The 15337-nt window shown below is 72.4% G+C and carries 15 protein-coding genes; 11 read left to right on the plus strand and 4 right to left on the minus strand.

What is annotated here, in order from left to right; genetic code table 11:
* The first annotated feature begins 2 nt into the window (after nucleotides 1-2).
* The 7 genes from F9C11_RS29390 (at nucleotide 3) to F9C11_RS29420 (ending at nucleotide 8940) form a co-directional block, all read left to right on the plus strand.
* Nucleotides 3-473: a hypothetical protein gene (locus F9C11_RS29390; protein WP_409180594.1), complete on the plus strand. Its 471-nt coding sequence runs from the start codon at nucleotides 3-5 to the stop codon at nucleotides 471-473.
* Nucleotides 470-1567, plus strand: coding sequence for a glycosyltransferase family 4 protein (locus F9C11_RS29395; RefSeq protein ID WP_409180595.1), 1098 nt, complete (start codon nucleotides 470-472; stop codon nucleotides 1565-1567). Before F9C11_RS29390 ends, F9C11_RS29395 begins: the two co-directional genes overlap by 4 nt.
* Entirely contained in the window at nucleotides 1564-3831 is a 2268-nt protein-coding gene (locus F9C11_RS29400) for a hypothetical protein (protein WP_409180596.1), read from the plus strand. The genes F9C11_RS29395 and F9C11_RS29400 overlap by 4 nt, the downstream gene beginning before the upstream one ends.
* Nucleotides 3828-4976, plus strand: coding sequence for a glycosyltransferase family 4 protein (locus tag F9C11_RS29405; protein ID WP_409180597.1), 1149 nt, complete (start codon nucleotides 3828-3830; stop codon nucleotides 4974-4976). Before F9C11_RS29400 ends, F9C11_RS29405 begins: the two co-directional genes overlap by 4 nt.
* Entirely contained in the window at nucleotides 4973-6313 is a 1341-nt protein-coding gene (locus F9C11_RS29410) for a lipopolysaccharide biosynthesis protein (protein WP_409180598.1), read from the plus strand. Before F9C11_RS29405 ends, F9C11_RS29410 begins: the two co-directional genes overlap by 4 nt.
* Nucleotides 6258-7433, plus strand: coding sequence for a glycosyltransferase family 4 protein (locus tag F9C11_RS29415; RefSeq protein ID WP_409180599.1), 1176 nt, complete (start codon nucleotides 6258-6260; stop codon nucleotides 7431-7433). Before F9C11_RS29410 ends, F9C11_RS29415 begins: the two co-directional genes overlap by 56 nt.
* Before the next feature lie 253 nt (nucleotides 7434-7686).
* On the plus strand, nucleotides 7687-8940 hold the full coding sequence (locus F9C11_RS29420) for a polysaccharide pyruvyl transferase family protein (RefSeq protein ID WP_409180600.1): 1254 nt from the start codon (nucleotides 7687-7689) through the stop codon (nucleotides 8938-8940).
* A 7-nt stretch (nucleotides 8941-8947) separates the two neighbouring features.
* Here F9C11_RS29420 and F9C11_RS29425 read toward each other — a convergent pair whose 3' ends face one another.
* On the minus strand, nucleotides 8948-9088 hold the full coding sequence (locus F9C11_RS29425) for a hypothetical protein (RefSeq protein WP_409180601.1): 141 nt from the start codon (nucleotides 9086-9088) through the stop codon (nucleotides 8948-8950).
* Between the two features lie 91 nt (nucleotides 9089-9179).
* Between F9C11_RS29425 and F9C11_RS29430 the strand changes: the two genes are divergently transcribed.
* Both F9C11_RS29430 and lepB read left to right on the plus strand, forming a co-directional pair.
* A complete protein-coding gene (locus F9C11_RS29430; protein ID WP_409180602.1) occupies nucleotides 9180-10313 on the plus strand; it encodes a glycosyltransferase family 4 protein in 1134 nt (377 codons plus the stop codon).
* Nucleotides 10314-10620: 307 nt separating this feature from the next.
* Nucleotides 10621-11505 (plus strand): signal peptidase I, encoded by an 885-nt coding sequence (lepB, locus tag F9C11_RS29435; protein ID WP_409180603.1) that lies wholly within the window; start codon nucleotides 10621-10623, stop codon nucleotides 11503-11505.
* A 161-nt stretch (nucleotides 11506-11666) separates the two neighbouring features.
* On the opposite strand, the gene F9C11_RS29440 is transcribed toward lepB, so the two are convergent.
* A complete protein-coding gene (locus tag F9C11_RS29440) occupies nucleotides 11667-12122 on the minus strand; it encodes a nuclear transport factor 2 family protein (RefSeq protein ID WP_409180604.1) in 456 nt (151 codons plus the stop codon).
* A gap of 162 nt (nucleotides 12123-12284) precedes the next feature.
* Between F9C11_RS29440 and F9C11_RS29445 the strand changes: the two genes are divergently transcribed.
* The gene (locus tag F9C11_RS29445) at nucleotides 12285-12773 is read left to right on the plus strand and encodes an ATP-binding protein (RefSeq protein WP_409180605.1); all 489 of its coding nucleotides are present in this window, start codon (nucleotides 12285-12287) and stop codon (nucleotides 12771-12773) included.
* Nucleotides 12774-12806: 33 nt separating this feature from the next.
* Here the strand turns inward: F9C11_RS29445 and F9C11_RS29450 are convergent, their stop codons facing one another.
* A complete protein-coding gene (locus F9C11_RS29450) occupies nucleotides 12807-13436 on the minus strand; it encodes a DsbA family oxidoreductase (RefSeq protein ID WP_409180606.1) in 630 nt (209 codons plus the stop codon).
* A gap of 54 nt (nucleotides 13437-13490) precedes the next feature.
* A complete protein-coding gene (locus F9C11_RS29455) occupies nucleotides 13491-14351 on the minus strand; it encodes an EamA family transporter (RefSeq protein ID WP_409180607.1) in 861 nt (286 codons plus the stop codon).
* Nucleotides 14352-14435: 84 nt separating this feature from the next.
* Between F9C11_RS29455 and F9C11_RS29460 the strand changes: the two genes are divergently transcribed.
* The gene (locus F9C11_RS29460) at nucleotides 14436-15323 is read left to right on the plus strand and encodes a LysR family transcriptional regulator (protein ID WP_409180608.1); all 888 of its coding nucleotides are present in this window, start codon (nucleotides 14436-14438) and stop codon (nucleotides 15321-15323) included.
* Nucleotides 15324-15337: the final 14 nt, after the last annotated feature.

Consider the following 15337-nt stretch of genomic DNA (forward strand, 5'->3'; position numbering starts at 1 on the left):
GCGTGGCCGACTCCGCGGAAGTAGACCGAGGCCACGGCCGCGGCTGGCTGAAATTCGCCGGTGCGGTCGCGGCGGTGGCGGTGCTCGGGACGGTGACGGTCCTGGGGTGGCCGGCCGCCCGGACGCTGTTCCGGCAATCCTTCACCGAACAGCCCGAGACCTACACCGAGCTGTACTTCGTCGGCACGCCAACGTTCCGGGACGGAGCGGTCGCCGCGGAGGTCGCGCTGGTGCGCCACGGTCCCGCCCGCGCGGACTACACCGTGGTGGCCGCGCTGGAGACCCCGTCCGCGGACCGGCTCCCGGGAGTCTCGCGGCACGTGACCCTCGAGCCCGGCCAGTTCACCGCGGTGGACTTCCGGCTGCCGATCCCGCCCGGGCAGGTCGTCGACGCGATCGCGGTGAACGTCGCGGGCGGCCTGGAGAACCTCCGGTTCCGCTTGCCCGGCAACGCTTCCGGGGGCAGGCCGTGAAGCGCCGCCGGATCGTCCAGATCACTCCGTACTACCCGCCGCATCTGGGCGGAATGGAAGCGGTAGTGCAGCATCTCGCCCGGCAGCAGGCGCAACGCCACGAAGTCACCGTGCTCACCACGACCGTCGGTGCGCGCGACTCGCCGCGGCGCGAGCTGGTGCACAACGTCGCCACCATCCGCACCGCCGCGCTCGATGTCGCGCATACGCCGGTATCCGCCGGTCTCGTTCCCGCTTTGCTGCGCACGCCGAGGACCGCGGTGTGGCATCTGCACGCCGCCCACGCGGTGCTGCCCGAGCAGGTCGCGCTCGCCGCGGCCGTGCGCCGCCAGCCGTTCCTGCTCCACTTCCACCTGGACGTCGACCAGTCCGGAAAACTGGGATGGCTGTTGCCGCACTACAAAAAACACGTGTTCGGCCGCGTTCTGCGGGCCGCCGCCGGGGTGCTGGTGCTGACCGAGGCGCAGCGGGAATTCGTCCGCACCGCGTACCGGGTGGACCCGGGGCGGATCTTCGCGGTGCCGAACGGAGTGTCCGGCGAGTTCTTCCTCCCGCCGCGCCCGCGCCGGGAACCGGTGCTGCGCTTGCTGTTCGTCGGACGGCTGAGCCCGCAGAAGAACCTCGCGCGGCTCCTGCGCGCGCTGATGCTGGTGCGCCGGCCGGTGGTCCTCGATGTGGCCGGGGACGGGGAGCAACGGCAGCAGCTCGAGGAAACCGTGCAGCAGCAAGGGATTCCGGGAGTGCGGTTTCACGGCCGGCTGCACGGTGCCGCTCTGCGAAACCGCTACGAGCAAGCGGACCTGTTCGTGTTGCCCTCGGATCGCGAGGGAATGTCGCTCGCCGCGCTCGAAGCGATGGCCGCCGGGTTGCCGGTGCTCGCGACCGACGTACCGGGAAACACCGAACTCCTCCGCGGCATCGGTGCCCTCGCCCCGGCCGATTCCGCCGCACTGGCCGCGGCGATCGACGAATTCGCCGCGGACGAGGACCTCTGGCAACGGACCGCCGCGGCCAGCGCGAGAGCAGCTCGGGAGTTCACCTGGACCGCGGTGGCGGACCAGGTCGAGGCCGTCTACGCCGAGGTGCTGCCGTGATGCTTCCCAGTCAGCGCACCGTCGTGCTCGGTACGGTGCTGGCCGCCGGTCTCGTGGAGCTGCTGCCGTGGCGACCAGCAGTACTGGTGACAGTCGCCGGTCTGTGGCTCGTGCTGGGCGCCCCGGCCTGGCTGTGCCGCCGGATTTCCACCCGCATCGCGTCCACCCGCGAGGCTCAGTGGCTGCTGGGGCTGGGTTTCGCCGTGCTGGCCGCGATGGTCGCCGCGCTGGCCGTCAACACCGTGCTCCCCTGGTTCGGCGTGTCACGCCCGTTGACGGCCGCGTCGCTGGCGGTGGCCCAAATGTTGACCGCGGCGGCGCTCGCGGTGGTGGACCGACGGCTCACCGGCACTTCGCCGCCGGTGCGGGCGCCGCGCTTGATGCCGGTGCGCGACGTCGCACCGGTCGCGGTCCTCGGACTCCTCGCGTTGACGGTCGCGATCGCCGGAGCCATCCGGCTGAACAACGGGTTCACCGGCGCGACGAGCCTGCTCGCACTGTTCCTCGTCGCGGCGCTGCTCGGGCTCCTGTTCGTCCAGGCGGACCGGTACGGGGACGGCGTCCTCGCGTGCGGAATCCTGTGCGCGGCAACGGCTTTGCTCCTGCTGACCTCGCTGCGCGGCTGGTTCGTCACCGGGCACGACATCCAACGCGAATACCTGCTTTTCCAGCTGACTTCAGCCAAGGGCCACTGGGATGTTTCCGGCGACCCCGACGCGTACCAGGCCTGCCTCAGCATCACCCTCCTGCCCGCCTCGCTGGCGCAGCTGACCGGCCTGCCCGGCCTGGCGATCTTCAAGGTGGTGCTGCCGATGCTGTTCGCCGCGGCACCGGTCGCGGTGTACCGCACGACGCGCAATCTCACGGCTAAACGCATTTCGCTGCTCGCCGCGACCTATTTCCTCGCCTTCCCCACGTTTTTCACCGACATGCCGTTCCTCGGCCGCCAGGAGATCGCGTTTCTCCTGCTGGGCTGCGCGGTTCTGGCGTTGAGCGACCGCACTGCCCCACGGCGCGCGCGGCGGATCGCGTTCACCGTCCTGTTCGCGGGAATCGTGCTCTCGCATTACTCCACCACTTACGTGCTGATCGGCGTGCTGCTGCTGGGAAAGCTCGCCAGCGGCGTCATCCGGGTGGTTCCGCCGTTGCGCCGCCGTCTCGCCGAGCGTGCGCCGAAGGAGGCCACCGATTTCGTCGCCTGGCCGATGATCGGCGTCGCGGTCCTGTGCTCCGCGCTGTGGACCGGACCGGTCACCGGCACCTGGCATCAGCTCCAGCACACCGCCGTCGCCACCGCCCAGGGCCTGTTCCACCCGGACCAGGTTCAACGCGGCTCGTCCGACACCGCGTACAGCATCTTCAGCTCCGCCCGGGTCAGCCCGCAGCAACGGCTGCGCGATTACGCCGAATCGACCCGAGCGAGCACCGGCAGTGCGCCGCCCCTGGCCTTGCGCGCGGCGACCACTCAGGTCGCGCCGCCGAGCAAGCTGCCGTTGACCGCGGCCGGTTCCGCGCTCGACCAGCTTGGCCTCGACGTCCCCCGCATCAACGCCCTCCTCCGCACCTGGTGCGCGGACGGGCTGCAAGTGCTGCTGCTCCTCGGCCTAGCCGGAACCCTCATCGCCACCGCGACCGTGTTCCGGCCGACGCACGACCTGTTCGTCCTCGCCGCCGGCGGCCTGGGCGTGCTCGCCGCCGAACTCGCGCTGCCGCAGCTCTCGGTCGATTACGGGCTCCTGCGCACGTTCCAGCAAGGCTTGTTCGGCTTCGCCCCGTTCATCGCGATGGGCTCGGTCTGGGCGCTGTCGTGGCTCCGGAAACGGTGGCGAATGCCCGCCGCCACCGCCGTGGCGCTGCTGCTGTTCCTCGACCTCACCGGCGCGCTGCCCCGGCTGTTCGGCGGCTATCCCGCGCAACTGCAACTGGACAACGCCGGGCTGTACTACGACATCTACTACGCGCACCCGCAGGAACGAGCCGCCCTCGCGTGGCTCGAACAGCACACCGCGGCCCAGCGCATCCAGTCCGACCGCTACACGCTCAGCCGGCTCCAGACGCTGCTCGACGGCCGTCCGGGGGACGACATCTATCCCCCGCTCGTGCGGCCCGGCTCGTTCGTCCTGCTCGGCTACCCGGCCGTCCGCAAGGGCGAGGTCACCGTGTTCTACCAAGGAGATCTCGTCACCTACCGCTATCCGCTGCAGTTCCTCGACGCCACCAAAAACAAGGTCTACAGCAGCAATGGAACGAGTGTGTACCGATGACGCCCTCCCGTCCCCTCCGGATCCTGCTCGTCTCGCACTACTACCCGCCGCACGTCGGGGGGATCGAGAACGTCGCCGCCCAGCAGGCCCGGACGCTCGCCGCCCGCGGCGCCGAGGTCACCGTGCTGACGAGCGCGCTGCCCGCCGCCCGCCCGGCCCCCGCCGACCGATTCCGGGTCGTGCGCGTCCCCGCCTTCAACTGGATCGAAGACCGGACCGGAGTGCCGTTTCCGGTGTTCGGGCCCCAGCTGTTCCGCGCGGTCCGGGAATGGGTGGGGTGGGCGGATGTCGTCCACGTGCACGACACGTTGTACCCCTCCTCTTGGAGCGCCGGACGGCGAGCGGCGCGGACCGGCACGCCGCTCTTCCTGACCCAGCACGTCGCGGTCGTCGAGCATCCGTCGGAGCTGGTGCGCGCGGTTCAGCACGCGGTGTACCGGTCGATCGGACGGCGATTGTTCCGGGCCAGCCGCGAGGTTTTCGTGGTCAACGATTCCGTCGCGGCGTTCGTGCGCCGGTTTCGCGGCGGCCGCGTAGAGGTGCTGCCCAACGGCGTCGACACCGCACGCTACCGGCCCGCGTTCCCCGGAGAAGCCCGGCGGCTGCGCGAACGCTGGCAGCTGCCGCACGACCGGGTCCTGGTGCTGTTCGTCGGACGGCCGGTGCCGAAGAAGGGCTACGACCTGCTGCTCGCGGCCCGGCATCCCGACTACGACCTGGTTTTCGCCGGGGAACGGCCGAAACACGTCCCCGAGGATCCGTCGGTGCACCACCTCGGCGCGCAGAGCCCCGGCCGCCTCAGCAGCCTCTACCGCGCCTGCGACGTCTTCGCCCTGCCCTCGACGGCGGAAGGATTCCCCCTGACGGTCCAAGAAGCCATGGCCTCCGGCCTCCCGGTCGTCACCACCGACGACCCGGGTTACGCCTGCTACGGCCTCGACCGGACGCAAGTCGCGCTGCTCCCCCGCGACGCGGCGATCCTGCGCACGACGCTGCGTTCCCTCGCCGCCGACCCCGCCCGCCGCGCCGCCATGGGCCGCTACTCCGCCGGGTTCGCCGCCGCACACTTCTCCTGGCCGCGCCACGCCCAGCGCCTCGAAGAGAGCTACCGCGAAGCGCTCGGCCCGGCCAAGGTTCCGGCATGACCGCGGTCGCCGACCCCGAGCCGTCGTTCGCCGCGCGGCTGAAATCCGACCCGCTGGTGCGCAACTCGTTCTTCCTCATGGCCACGACCGCGCTCGGCGCCGGGTCCGGATTCGTGTTCTGGATCGTCGTCGCCCGGCTGTACCCGCCCGCCGAAGTGGGGCTGGCGAGTTCGCTGCTCTCCGCGGTGACCCTGCTGAGCTACTTCAGCGGGCTCGGGCTCAGTTCCAGCCTGGTCCGGTACCTGCCCACGGCCCCGTCCCGCGCGGCGCACGTGAGTTCCGCGCTCACCGCGGTGGCCGTCACCGGCACTGTTCTCGGGGCCGGTTTCGCCCTCGTGGCACCGTTCGTTTCGCCGGAGTTGGCGTTCCTCAGCGGCTCGTTCCCGCAAGTCGCCCTGTTCGCGCTGCTGGCGATGGCCGTCGCGCAGAACCTGCTCACCGATTCGGTGTTCGTCGCCTCGCGCGCGGCGAAGTACAACCTGCTCCTCAACGGCGTCCTGATGAGCGCGGTCAAAATCGCCCTTCCGATCGTTTTCGTCGGCGCGGGCGCGATCGGCGTTTTCCTGTCCAGCACGGTGGCTTCCGCGGTGGCCGCCGTCGCGAGCGTGCTCGTCATCCGCCGCCGCCTGCGGATCCCGGTGCGGCCCCGCGTGCACCCGGCGACGCTGCGCTCCACACTGGCGTACTCGCTCGGCAACTACGCCTCCAGCTGCCTGAATCTGGTGCCGCTGCTGGTGATTCCGCTGCTGGTGCTGCGTTCGCTCGGGCCGGAAGCGTCGGCGGCCTACTTCGTGGCGTTCCAGATCGCCAACTTCGTCAACGCCGTCCCGTTCGCCGTCGGCGAGGCGCTGTTCGCCGAGGGCTCGCACGAACAGGAAGACCTCAAGCGGCTGGCGAAACGCTCGGCGCTGCTCATCCTCGCGATCGTGCTGCCCGCCGTCGGCGCCGCCGTCGTCCTCGCGAAACCGGTGCTGGCCCTGTTCGGCGCCAGCTACGCCGCCGAGGCCCGGAACTGCCTCGTCGTGCTCGCGGTCTCCGCTCTCGCGGTCGCGTTCACCACGTGGTCCGGGTTCCTGCTCAAAGTGACCCGGCAACTGCCCGCGCTGAATCTGTCCAATGTGGTCTACGCGGCGGTCACCGTCGGCCTCGCCGCGCTCGGGGCCCAGCGGGGCCTCGTCTGGATCGCGGCGGCCTGGGGCGCCGGCAATCTCGCGTCCGGCCTGGTCGCGGTCGCCGCGCTCGCCCTGCGCGGACTGTCTCCGTCTGGCAAAGGAGGTTCGGATGAAGATCGCGCACGTCGTCAACGTCGGCTTCGAAGCCGGCGGCGCGGAGCGTAGCGTCCGCCTCGTCTCCGACGGGCTGCGCCGCCGCGGGCACCAGGTCCTCGTCGTCGCCACCGACCACCTGCTCGACGATCCCGCCGTCAGCGACCGGGAGGTGTTCGCCGACGTCCTGGTGCCCGCCATCCGCGGCGGCCCGGCCGCGCGCGTCGCGGGCTACTTCTGGCACCGGCCCGCCTACCGGCGGGTGACCGCCGCGCTGCGGTCTTTCCGGCCCGACGTGGTGCACCTGCACACCATCGGCGAGTTCAGCCCGGCCGTGCTCAGCGCGTCCGCGGCCTATCCCCGGGTGCTCACCGTGCACGGCCCGGAGGACTGGACCGGGCAGCTGCTGTCGTGGAACCTGCGCAGCCGCGCCGAAGGCCGCGCCCGGCTGTCCACAATGGACGTCGCCCGGCTGGCCTATTTGCGTTTCCTGCAACGCCCCGCCTACCTGCGCCGCCTGCGGACGGTCGACCGGATCCTCACCCCGAGCCGGTTCCTCGCCGACGCCGTCCGGCACGACCTGCCCCGGACCCCGATCCACGTCGTTCCCAACGGCGTGCCGCTGCCCGCCGCCTCTCCGGTCCCCGACGCCCCGGACGCGCTGTTCGTCGGCCGCCTCGAACCGGTGAAAGGCGCGCACGTGCTCGTGGCCGCCTTCGCGACGGTCGCCCGCCGCCTGCCGCACGCCCGGCTCACCCTCGCCGGCGACGGCGCCCAGCGAGCGGCCCTGGAAAAGGCGGTCAGCGAACACGGCTTGGCCGACCGCGTCCGGTTCGCCGGCTGGCTCCGCGGCCGCGAACTGACGGAGGCCTACCGCGCCGCTTCGGTCGTGGCGATCCCGTCGGTGTGGCCGGAGAATTTCCCGACGGTCGCACTGGAAGCCCTCGGCGTGGGCCGGGCGGTCGCGGCCACCGACGTCGGCGGCATCCCCGAGCTGGTTCGGGCGGGCCACAACGGGATCCTCGTCCCGCCGGGAGAGCCGCGCGCCCTCGCCGACGCCCTCACCCGCCTCCTCGGCGACCCGGGCCTGCGCCGGGCGATGGGAGCACGCTCGGCCGGGCTCGCCGCGTGCCACCGCCTCGGCACTTTCCTCGACCGGCTGGAACAGCACTACCGGGAGGTTCGGGCATGACCCGCGTTCCCCGCCCCGCCGCGGCGCGACCTCGCCAGCCCCGGTCATCACCCGCTTTCCGCGCCCGCCGCCCGCCCGCCCCCGCTCCCACGGGGAGGCCTGCCGACGACCCCACGCCCTGTCCCGGAGCCGCCGCACGCCACTGCGGTCCGGACCGCGCGACCCCACAGGGAGCCCTAGCCGTGACTCGCTTCCCCACTCCGCTGCCCGCACACCCGCTTCGCCCCCTCCGCCCCCGCCGGGAGGCCCGCCGATGACCCGCGTCGTCGTAGTCAACGCGTTCGACCGCGGCAACCGCGGCGACGCCGCCCTGCTCAGCGTGCTGCTCGACCAGATCCGCCGCGCGCTGCCCGGAGCCCGGATCGCGATCGCCGGTTTCGAGCATCCCGCGCGCTGGCCGGAGTTCGAGGGCGTGCCCAACCTCGGTTCGTTCCGCCGCTACTCGGGCGAGGAGGACATCCCCCGGCTCCGGCGGATCCTGCGGAAACTCAGCCTGCTGCCCGTCGTCGCCCTCGCCGCCGCCCGGCTCCCGCGGCGGATTCGGCTGGCCGCGGCCCGGCTGCTGCCCGCCGAACCCCGCCGCGAACTGCGCGCCCTCGCCACCGCCGATCTCGTCGTCTCCGTCGGCGGCGGCCACCTGAACGGACGCGCGGACTTCGCCTCCGACCTGAACATCCTGTTCCTGCTGCTGCCGCTGTGGCTCGCCGAGCGGTTCGGCGTCCGGGTCGTGACCGGCCCGCAGTCCTACGGGCCGTTCCCCCGCCGCGTCCAGCGCGTGCTGGTGCGCCACGTCCTGGGCCGCGCGGACGCGGTGCTCGTCCGCGAAGACATCAGCCGCGACCGGCTCACCGAAATCGGGCTGCCGGCGCAGCTGCTCACCCGCAGCGTGGACAGCGCCTTCGCCTTCGAAACCCGGTCCGACCGCGACTGGCGCACCGCTCTCGGCCTCCCCGCCGACGCCCGGATCGCGATGGTCACCGCCCGCCAGTGGCTCGACGACGCCGGACAGCTCCGGTACGAGCGCGCGTTGACCGCGGGAATCCGGCATCTGCTCGGCCGCGGGTACCACGTCGTCCTCGTCCCCCAGGTGACCTGCGCCTACCAAGGCGACGACGACCGCCGGATCAACACCCGCCTCGCCGCCGGACTCGAGCACCCCCGGCTGCGCGTCCTCGGCGACGACTCCTTCGACCACCGCGACGCCCGCGCCCTCTACGCCGAAGCCGACCTGGTCATCGGCACCCGGTTCCACTCGGTCATCTTCGCCCTCACCGCGCACGTCCCGTGCCTGGCGATCGAGTACGACCACAAAACCGGGGGCATCATGCGCGATCTCGGCCTCGAACAGTGGGTGGTCGGCATCGGCGAGGTCCGCGACACCACGTTGCCCGCGCTGCTCGACGCCCTCGTCGACCACCGCGACACCTACCGGCGGCACCTGCGCGAAGTGCTTCCCCCGTACGCGCGCCGGGCCCGCGACCTGAGCGCGCTGCTCGATGCCGCCTGAACCGCGGTCAGCCCCGGCGCAGCCAGCGGAACCGGCGGCAGCCGCAGCGCCCGCAGTCGGTGCCGCCGCGCAAATGCTGGTGCTCGCTGCGTTCGTGGCCGCACGCGCGGCACCGCACCGTCGCCCACGGCATCCGGATCCCGGACATCCTGCGCCTCCTCGAAGTCCCCCATCCCCGCACACACACCATCACATCCGCGCGCGGCCAGCCAACCGGACCAATGAGGACAGGAGCCTCCGTGAGCCGAGAACGCACCGTCGTCTTCGCGACGCCGTACTTCCCGCCGGACGTCGGCGGCGTGCAAACCTACGTGCACAGCCTGGCCGCCGCGCTGCGGGAAGTCCCCGGATGGCGGCCGGTCGTCATCACCACCGGCCCCTCAGCGCGATCCGGCGACCCCTTCCCGGTCTACCTGCTCCCTGCGCTCGCGAAGCTGTCCAACACCCCGCTCGATCCGCGCTGGCCACGGCAGATCCGCCGCATCCTGCGCGCCGAGCGGGCCGACTATCTCAACGTGCACACCCCGGTGCCCGGTCTCGCCGACGCCGCGGCGCTGGTCGCCGGAGACATCCCGGTCGTGGTGACCTATCACGCCGCCGCCTTGGCCAAGGACGGTCACCCTCTCTTCAACGCCGTCGCACGCGCCTATGCCGTTGCCGAAGGTTTCCTGCTGCGCCGGGCGGACTTGATCCTCGGCGTGTCCGACTACGTCGCCGACCGGTTCCGCCGCCGCTACGGCGACAAAGTCGGGGTCTTGGAGAACGCCATCGCCCCCGAGGCCTTAGCCGCACCAGTCGGCGGGGAGCGCCCTTACGCCGCCGCCTTCCTGGCCCGCCTGGAACCGACCCACGCGTGGAAAGGCTTGGCGCAGCTGCTGCACGCGATGCGCCTGCACCGCGCCCGCCTGCTGGTGATCGGGGACGGTGCCGCGCGTCCCGGGTACGAGGCCCTCGCCCGGAAGCTCGGGATCGCCGAAAACGTCACCTTCGCCGGAAACCTCGGCGGCGACGCGAAATTCCGGGCGCTGCGCAGTGCCCGGTCGCTCGTCCTCTGCCCGACCAGCCCGAACGACGCCTTCCCGACCGCACTGCTCGAAGCGTGGGCGAGCCGGGTCCCGGTGATCGCCACTGCGGTGGGCCCGCTTGCCGCGCTGGTGCGCGACGGCGTCACCGGACTGCTCGCCACGCCGGGTTCGCCCGAAGCGCTGGCTGGAGAGCTGGACCGCCTCGAAAGCAGCCCGGCGTTGGCGCACGCGATCCGGGAGAACGCTTACGAACTCGTGCGGAGCCGGTATACGTGGGGCCATCGGGTCAGGGAGTTCACGCAGCAGCTGACCGCTCTCGATCCGCGCCCGACCCCGGCCTCCCGGTGACGCTCGCCCGACGCGTCCCGGCCGGATCCGGTTCCAGGGAACACTCCACCAGGGAAACGCCGACGAACTCGCTTGGAGCCGATCCATGGGAAGCCCTCGATCCGCGCTCAGCCCCGGCCTCGCGGTGACGGCATCCGCCCCCGCGCGCCGCCTCCCGGCCGGATTCCGGACCCCGCCCCCGGTCCCGGCCCGGTTTCCTTCTCCGAGGGCGAAATCTCCGGTTGCCGTCCCGGTCACCGGCACGACCCCCCGATCGTGGCCGCGCGCGCTCCGCCGCCGGGCGGGCGGATCTGGGTAGCCTGGCGGCGTGGCCGACCCGATCCCCCCAGTCCCCGCCCCCGGCGAGCCCGGATCCGACCGTCCCGGCGCGGGCGAACCGCCCCGGAAAGCGCGGCGGAAGCGTCCGTTCTGGCAGGAGCTGCCGATCCTGATCGGGATCGCGCTGGTGCTGACGATCCTGATCCAGCAGTTCGTCGCGAAGGTGTTCCTGATCCCGTCGGCGTCGATGGAGACGACGCTGCACGGCTGCGACGGCTGCTTCGGCGACCGGGTCGTCGTCGACCGCGTCACCTACGATTTCACCGATCCCGCGCCCGGCGACGTCATCGTCTTCCGCGGCCCGCAGTCGTGGAACGCGAACGAGATCGCCCCGCAGGAGCCGGGCAACGTCTTCACGAAGGCGTTGCGCGGCCTCGGTTCCCTCGTCGGCTTCGCGCCGCCGGACGAACGCGACTTCGTGAAACGCGTGATCGCCGTCGGCGGCCAGACCGTCCAGTGCTGCGACCCGCAGGGCCGCGTCCTGGTCGACGGCAAACCCCTCGACGAGCCGTACGTGCACTGGCTCGAGCAGCCGCCGACGGCGCGGCAGACCTTCGCCCCGGTCACCGTCCCGAAGGGCAGCCTCTGGGTGATGGGCGACAACCGCGAGAACTCGTGCGACTCCCGCTGCCAGGGCGGCGGCGGGGTGAACGGCACCGTCCCGGTGGACGACGTCATCGGCAAGGCGCGGGTGATCGTCCTGCCGCCGTCGCGCTGGGGCGGCGTCAGCGACCACGACCCGCAAGCCGCGCCCGCCGCGCTCGGAGCCCCCGCGTGGCAGCAGGGAATCCCGCTCGGCGCCGGCGCGCTGCTGGCGTTCCCGACGCTGGCGGCCGGGCGGGGCCTGCGGCGCAAGCTGAGCAAACGGGACTGACCTGCCGGGTCCGCTCCCAGCCCGGCGTCGAGCGGCACCGCGACGATCTCGATGTCCTCGTCGGCCCAGCGGACACACACCCGACCCGATCACCAGGCTCCCCCACCACCCTCTCCGGTTCCCCTCACGGACAGCTCGCCGGAATGGTCCGGACCACCCGCTCACCGGCCGGAACCGGCCGCCCGCACGACATCCAGCCGGAGGTGCCGCGTCAGGTCCCCGGTCAGCTGCAGCACCGGCGTCCGCTCCGCGAACATCCACTCGTCCCCGCGCCGGACGAACCGGTCGTCGTAGTGCCCGGCCGCGATCGGCTGCAGCGGAAAGTCCGCCGCGGCTTGGAAAACCGTGAAATAGCTGTGCGCGGAAGCCGTGTCCTCGCCGACCGTGATCCGGACGTTCGTCGTGACGTGCCGGGTCCTCGGCGTGCCGTCGGGATAGAGGATCAGGATGTCGCGGAACCAGTTCTCCACCGCCTCCCGCCCGGTCCGGCCGCCGCCGCTGTGCAGGGTGCCCTCGCGGAACAGCTCGCCCACCCCGGCCAGATCGCCCGCGTCGATGAGAGCGGCGTAGGTCATGATCAGGTCCTGGATCGCCCACCGGGCCGAGTCTGCCGACATCCGGGCAGCCTAAGAGGTTCGCCGGCCCGGAAGCCCGCCCGGCCCGGTGACCTGCGGTTCTCGCTCGCACCGCCCTCCCGCCGCAGACCGGCCCGGCGGCGGTGGCATGATGCCCGCACGGTCCCGGCCGATCGGACCGCTCGCCGAGGAGGAAGGTGACGCTTGAGCACGCGCACTACCCAGGTGGACGACCTCCGGCTGGTGGCGCAGCCGAGCGCGGTCCCGTGCACCGAGCTGTTCGTCCGCCTGATCCTGACCGACTGGTCCCTGCTGCCGATGCTGGAGCAGGTCACGAACGCCGCGGTCCGGCTCGTCGGCGACGTGGTCGACCAGAGCAGCCCGTCCGCGCCCGCCTTCGTCACCGTCCGGCTCCAGCTGCGCGGCGACCGGCTCGTCGTCGAGGTCGACGACGACCTCGTCGCCCCGACGCCGCCGCGCGACGAGCGGATCGGCGTGCGCACCGGCGACCGCGGCCGCACCACGTGGTGCGAATTGCCCTTGCCCGGCGGGATTTCGGCCGGACAGGTCCGGCTGCCGCGCCGGGGCGACCGGCGCACGCTCGTGGACGAACCCGTCTCCGGCGAACCGGTCACCGCGGACCCGCAGGTGCTCGAACGGCTGCTCAACCGGCTGAGCACCTGGTCCGAGTAAGCACGCGGGAGGGACTGCCGGGCCGCGAAGTCCTCAGCGCCCGGCAGCAGCCTCCCAGGCCTTTTCCAGCGCCTGCGCGAAAACCTCGACCGACTGGCCGCCGGAAACCCCGAACCGCCGTCCCAGCACGAAAAACGGCACCCCGCCCGCGCCCAGTTCCGCGGCCTCGCGCTCCTCGGCCCGCACCGCGTCCGCGTACCGCGAGGAATCCGCCAGCACCGCTTCCGCCTCGCCGCGCGGCAACCCGGCCTCTTCCGCGACCTCGGCGAGGACGTCCGAAGCGAACACTGCCCGGGCTTCGGCGAAATTCGCGCGGAACAACGCCGAGACCATCTCGTTCTCCAGCCCCTTTTCGCGGGCCAGGTGCAGCAGGCGGTGCGCGTCGAAGGTGTTGCCGATCTCCCGGTCCGTCCGGTAGCCGAGCCCCTCCGCCTCCGCGAGCCCGGCGACCCGCTGCTCCATCTCGGCGGCCTGCGGTCCGTACTTCGCGGTGAGCATGTCCAGCAGCGGTTCGGTCCCGGTCCGCCCGGGGTCCAGTTCGAACGACCGGTAGGTCACGGTCACCTCGTCCCGGTGCTCGAACCCGGCCAGCGCCTTCTCGAACCGCGCCTTCCCGAGGTAGCACCACGGGCACACGACATCGCTCCAGATTTCCACCTGCATGCCGCCAGCGTAGAGCTCGTGAGCGGCAATGCCGGTTCTAACCGGGATTGCCACTCACGAGACCCCCGCTTTCACCGGCTCCCGCGCCCCGGTCCGTTCCGCGCCGATGCCCGCCGCCACCACGAACGCGATCCCGGCCACCGCCGCGAGATTCGGCACCTGGTGCAGCACGAGCAGCCCCAGCACGAGCGCGATCGCCGGTTCCAGGCTCATCAGCGTCCCGAACGCCGAGGCCGTCAACCGGCGCAGCGCCATCATCTCCAGGCTGAACGGCACCACCGGCACGAGCACCGCGAGCCCGAGCCCGGCGAGCACCAGCGGCCACGTCAGCTCGCCGGCCACCGCCGGGGCGTGCACCGCGGTGGCCACCAGACCGGCCACCGGCATCGACACCGCCAGCCCGCGCAGGCCGGACACCTCGTCCCCGACTCGTTGCGTCAGCACGATGTACGCGCCCCAGCAGGCCGCCGCCGCGAGCGCGCAGCCGAGGCCGACCAGGTCGGTCCCGCCCTGCCACGGCTGGGTCAGCAGCACCACTCCGGCCGCCGCCAGCACCGGCCACGCCCGGGCCCCGCTCCGGCCGCGCACGATCGCGACGGTCAGCGGGCCGAGGAATTCCAGCGCGCTCGCCGTGCCCAGCGGCAACCGGGTCGCGGCGACCATGAACAGGATCGTCATCCCCGCGGTGGCGAAGCCGAGCACCACGCACGCCAGCAACGCCGGACGCCGGAACGCCGACGGCCGCGGCCGCACGAGCACCAGGAGCAGCACGCCGGCCCAGGCCAGCCGCAGCCACGCGACGCCGGTCGGCCCGATCCGGTCGGCGAGGCCGACCGAAACCGCGAGTCCGAGCTGGACGGACAGCATGGCTCCGACGGCGAGGGCGGCGCCGGTCCGGGGAGTGGAGGGAAGCACGCCGTCCAGGAGAACGCATCCGGACCGTTCGTGTCCACCTGCCAATCCTGGACGTATCGTCCGGATATCCTGAACAATCAGGGGATGGACACCCGCAGGCTGCAGTTCCTTCTCGAGCTGTCGCGGCTCGGCTCGATGCGCGCGGTCGCGGACGTGCTCGAAACCACCACCTCGACCGTCTCGCAGCAGATCTCGGTGCTGGCCAAGGAAACCGGCGTCGCGCTGCTCGAACCGGACGGCCGCCGCGTGCGGCTCACCCCCGCCGGGCGGCGGCTCGCCGAGCACGCCGTGACGATCCTGGCCGCGGTCGAAGCCGCCCGCGTGGATCTCGATCCCGAAGCCGAACCCGCCGGAACCGTGCGGGTCGCCGGGTTCGGGACCGGCGTGCGGCACGCGGTGCTCCCGGTCGCGGACCTTCTCGCGCAGCGGCATCCGCGGGTCCGCGTGGTGATCAGCGAGCACGAACCCGCCGAAGCGCTGGCGCGGCTCCGGACCGACGACATCGACCTCGCGCTCACCTACGACTACAACCTCGCGCCCGCGACCGCCGACCCGTCGCTGGCCGTCCGTCCTCTGTGGACGGCACCGTGGGGGCTCGCGGTGCCGCGCGCGGACGCGAAACCATTGCGGGGCAAGGGAACCTTGGAGGTCTTCTCCGCGTTCCGCGACCGCGACTGGATCGGCAACTCCCGCAACGGCGCGGACGAAACGGTCGTCGGCACGCTGGCGTCGATGGCCGGCTTCTCGCCGCGGTTCACCCACCGCGCGGACCACCTCGACCTAGTGCAGGACCTCATCGCGGCGGGCGGCGGCGTCGGCCTGCTGCCGGAATCCTGGCCGACCCGGCCCGACGTCGCCGTCCTGCCGCTGACCGGGCCGGACGTCCGGCTGCGGGCCTTCGCCTGCACCCGGCGGGGCCGCGACGCGTGGCCGCCGCTCGCCCTGGTCCTGGAGCTGCTGCCGGGCGACTAGCATGGCAGGCGAAG

The sequence above is a fragment of the Amycolatopsis sp. VS8301801F10 genome, assembly GCF_046195355.1.
In the GTDB taxonomy this organism is placed as follows: domain Bacteria; phylum Actinomycetota; class Actinomycetes; order Mycobacteriales; family Pseudonocardiaceae; genus Amycolatopsis.

Coding starts and splice junctions, on each gene's coding strand:
- F9C11_RS29405 (WP_409180597.1), top strand. CDS start 3,828: ATGACGCCCTCCCGTCCCCTCCGGATCCTGCTCGTCTCGCACTACTAC.
- F9C11_RS29410 (WP_409180598.1), top strand. CDS start 4,973: ATGACCGCGGTCGCCGACCCCGAGCCGTCGTTCGCCGCGCGGCTGAAA.
- F9C11_RS29415 (WP_409180599.1), top strand. CDS start 6,258: ATGAAGATCGCGCACGTCGTCAACGTCGGCTTCGAAGCCGGCGGCGCG.
- F9C11_RS29420 (WP_409180600.1), top strand. CDS start 7,687: ATGACCCGCGTCGTCGTAGTCAACGCGTTCGACCGCGGCAACCGCGGC.
- F9C11_RS29425 (WP_409180601.1), bottom strand. CDS start 9,088: ATGTCCGGGATCCGGATGCCGTGGGCGACGGTGCGGTGCCGCGCGTGC.
- F9C11_RS29440 (WP_409180604.1), bottom strand. CDS start 12,122: ATGTCGGCAGACTCGGCCCGGTGGGCGATCCAGGACCTGATCATGACC.
- F9C11_RS29450 (WP_409180606.1), bottom strand. CDS start 13,436: ATGCAGGTGGAAATCTGGAGCGATGTCGTGTGCCCGTGGTGCTACCTC.
- F9C11_RS29460 (WP_409180608.1), top strand. CDS start 14,436: ATGGACACCCGCAGGCTGCAGTTCCTTCTCGAGCTGTCGCGGCTCGGC.